This is a genomic window from Bifidobacterium sp. UTBIF-68 (assembly GCF_006408855.1).
In the GTDB taxonomy this organism is placed as follows: Bacteria; Actinomycetota; Actinomycetes; order Actinomycetales; family Bifidobacteriaceae; genus Bifidobacterium; species Bifidobacterium reuteri.
Genome location: NZ_JFAN01000061.1, coordinates 1 through 2,976, shown reverse-complemented (window position 1 = coordinate 2,976; position 2,976 = coordinate 1). Strand labels below are relative to the sequence as shown.

The 2,976-nt window shown below is 57.0% G+C and carries 2 protein-coding genes and 1 rRNA gene; 1 reads left to right on the top strand and 2 read right to left on the bottom strand.

Features of this window, described 5'->3' with window-relative positions:
• The coding region (locus BW14_RS11750; RefSeq protein ID WP_258186127.1) for a CAP domain-containing protein at window positions 1-1,678 on the top strand (1,678 nt) is incomplete at its 5' end.
• Between the two features lie 117 nt (window positions 1,679-1,795).
• On the opposite strand, the gene BW14_RS11745 is transcribed toward BW14_RS11750, so the two are convergent.
• On the bottom strand, window positions 1,796-2,302 hold the full coding sequence (locus tag BW14_RS11745; RefSeq protein ID WP_140490778.1) for a GNAT family N-acetyltransferase: 507 nt from the start codon (window positions 2,300-2,302) through the stop codon (window positions 1,796-1,798).
• 385 nt (window positions 2,303-2,687) lie between these two features.
• Window positions 2,688-2,804: ribosomal RNA gene (gene rrf, locus BW14_RS11740) — 5S ribosomal RNA — on the bottom strand.
• Window positions 2,805-2,976: the final 172 nt, after the last annotated feature.

Genomic DNA, 2,976 nt, shown 5'->3' with positions numbered 1-2,976 from the left:
CGTAAAGCAGGCGTTTGAAGCCGCCAAGAAGGCCCAGGAAGATGCCGCAGCCAAGCAACAGGAAGCGGCAGCCACCGAATCGGGAGCGTCCACTGACGCAGCGGCCAAGAAAAACGCTTCGGATGAGGCCGCGAAAGCCGCATCTGAAGCCAACAAGGATGCCGATGCAAAGAAAGCCATCGCCGACAACGCCGAGTCTGAATGGAACAAGGGAGCTCTCGGGTTCTTTGAAGCCAATGGCCTCGACAAGGCAGCCAATGCCATCAAGGACTGGCAAGGAAAGGTCTGGTACAAACTTGGAGACAAGGATTCGGCAACCTCGTTGGACAACATGGCACAAACCGCAAAGGTCATGAAAGAAACCAATGAGATTCGCAAAAGCCTTGGCCTGAGCGAGCTCAACTATAGCGCATATCTTGCCGCCGCCGCTCAGGCCGCCGCAGATTACAATACGTTTGACGGCGGTGGGTTCGGCCACGTGTTTGTATATGGCGGCTCCCAGAACCTCGCCTGGGGGTATGATGATCCGCTTGACGGCTGGTATTACGCCGAAAAGAAGATCTGGGATTCCGGCAATCACGATTATTCCGCCACTGGTCACTACCAGAACATCATTAACCCGAATATCAACACCATCGGAACTGGCACCACTTTCTCCGATGGGTCGGGTCTCAAGGTAGACGCCCAGAACTTCGGCTATGACGCCGGCGACATGACCGTTGACGAATATGTGACCAAGCTGAGCGCGTACATGGACGGTCTCAAGAATGCAGGCTCCATTTATCAAACCGCACTTGACAAGGCCGCCCAGGCGCAGGCGAATGCCAAAACCGCCGCAGACGCATTGGCCAAAGCCAACGCCAAGGCCGCTGAAGCCACTGCAGCACGCGAGGCTGCAGATAAAGCGCTCAAGGAAGCCAACGAGAAGCTCGCGGCAGCGAAGAAGGCCTATGACGACGCCGCTGCAACACAAGCCGACAAAGTGGAAGCTCTGAAGAAAGCCCAGGAAACGCTCTCTTCCAAGGAGAACGCTCTTACGGAAGCCAAGAACGCCACCGCACAGGCAACCGAAGCGGCAACCAAGGCCAACGAGGCTTTGCAGACAGCCAAGTCCAAGGTCAAGGAAGCCCGACGGAACCTTGATGCGGCAAACGGCAAACTGTCCGAAGCCACTGCAGCACAAAAGGCTCTTGACCCTGATATCGCACAAGCTGCACTTGATAAGGCAAATGCCGCTTTGGAGGCAGCCAAAGCCACTGCTGAAGCCGCTGCGCGCAAGCTAGAAGATGCCACTTCCGCCGATGATACCGCAGGCAAGGCCCTTGCGGCAGCGCAGAAGGTCTACGATGCCGCCAAGGCTGACAAGGATTCCGCAGACAAGGCACTTGCAAGTGCCAAGGCTCTCGCTTCCAAGCTTGAACAGGCTCAGAAAGACAACGAGCAGGCTGCGCACGATGCCGCCGACAGGGAGTCGGCAGCGAAGCAGAATGCAAAGGATGTCGCTGGCCAGGCGCTGTCAAACGAAACCGGCACAACCGGGAATGGTGATTTGGCTGTCACCGGCGCGACTACTGCCCTGCCGTTGACCATGATGGCCATCGCCTCGCTTGCAGGAGCAGGCTGCGTCTTCGTCAAGATGAAGCTCGCACATGACTCCGAATCCCACGAACGTGACTGATTTCGGTTAAGAACGAGCCTATAAGGTGCTGGATGGGATTACTGCCATCCAGGTGCCACCCATCCAGCACCTTACGGGTTCTGATTGGAGCACATAAGCTGATACTGGCGCTGGACACTAGTTCATTTCGTCAAAGGTGAGGCGCATCTGGTGCCAGCGGACGTTGCCGTGGGTTGATGAGGAAACGCCTTCGTCGATATAGCCGAAACGCTGGTAGAAGCCGATGAGGTGTTCCTTGCAGGTGAGCACCAGCCCTCGTCGCCCGACTGCCTTGGTGTCCTCGATGACGGCGTGCATGAGAGTGCTGGCATGTCCGCGATGCTGGAATCTCGGATCGGTGTCAACGCCGAAAATCATCTGCCATTCGCCGTCTGGATCATGCAGCGTGGCATCGGCATACATATCATCGGTCAAATCAGGGCAGTCGGTTGCGAAGCCATTGATAAAGGATATGATTGTCTGCTCTTCGGTGAGCAGCCAGAAGAAGTCAGGATACACGGTCAGACGAGATTGCAGCTCATACGAACTGGCGGCTTCCGCAGGAGGGAAGCATGTGGCTTCAATGGCAGACAAGGATTCCAAATCAGCCATAGTGGCATGACGGATGTTATCAGAAACGCTCATAGGGATATTGTTACGCGCCAGTGTTTCGTATGTTCAATATTCATGTATAGAGCCATGGTGGTTATTGTCCGTCAGGTTGTCGCTATATAAGCAGAGCCGGAAGGCCCAAGCCTGGTGAGGCCCATGCATCAGCATTGTCTGTGGGCATGGTTGAGGTCTTGGTCGTGTTGGTTTGTGTCCGGGGTCTTCTGGATGGCATCGGGTGCCTCCATGCGGTGTTTCCGCCCGTGTGCCGGGTTCGACGTGTGTCTGGTCTGTGGCTGGTTTCCGGGTCTTCCGGGGGTGCCGGGATGTGGAGGCCCCGGTCTGTGGTGTTCGTGTGTGTTTCGGGTATGGGAAAGCCCCTTGGGGCGTGTGCTCCATGGGGCTTCCTGTCAAGAGTGGGTTGCGGCGGCGTGCTACTCTCCCACACCCTGTCGGGTGCAGTACCATCGCCGTGCCAGGCCTTAGCTTCCGGGTTCGGAATGGGACCGGGCGTCTCACCTGGGCCATGGCCGCCGCAAGAATCATCATTCGGTCGGGAATCGTGTTCCCGCCGGCTTGTGGCGGTTCGGGAACCGGAGGATGGACGCGAGGATGTCTTGTCGATCATCGTGCGATGCGTTGGGGATCCGTGTCGTCTCCCTGTCGTCATTGCATCATGCTGTTGCAGTACGGTGTTCCAACCCTTGGGG

What these genes read in the sequence shown, in the direction of transcription:
- BW14_RS11745 (WP_140490778.1), bottom strand. Translation starts at nt 2,302, where the DNA reads ATGAGCGTTTCTGATAACATCCGTCATGCCACTATGGCTGATTTGGAA.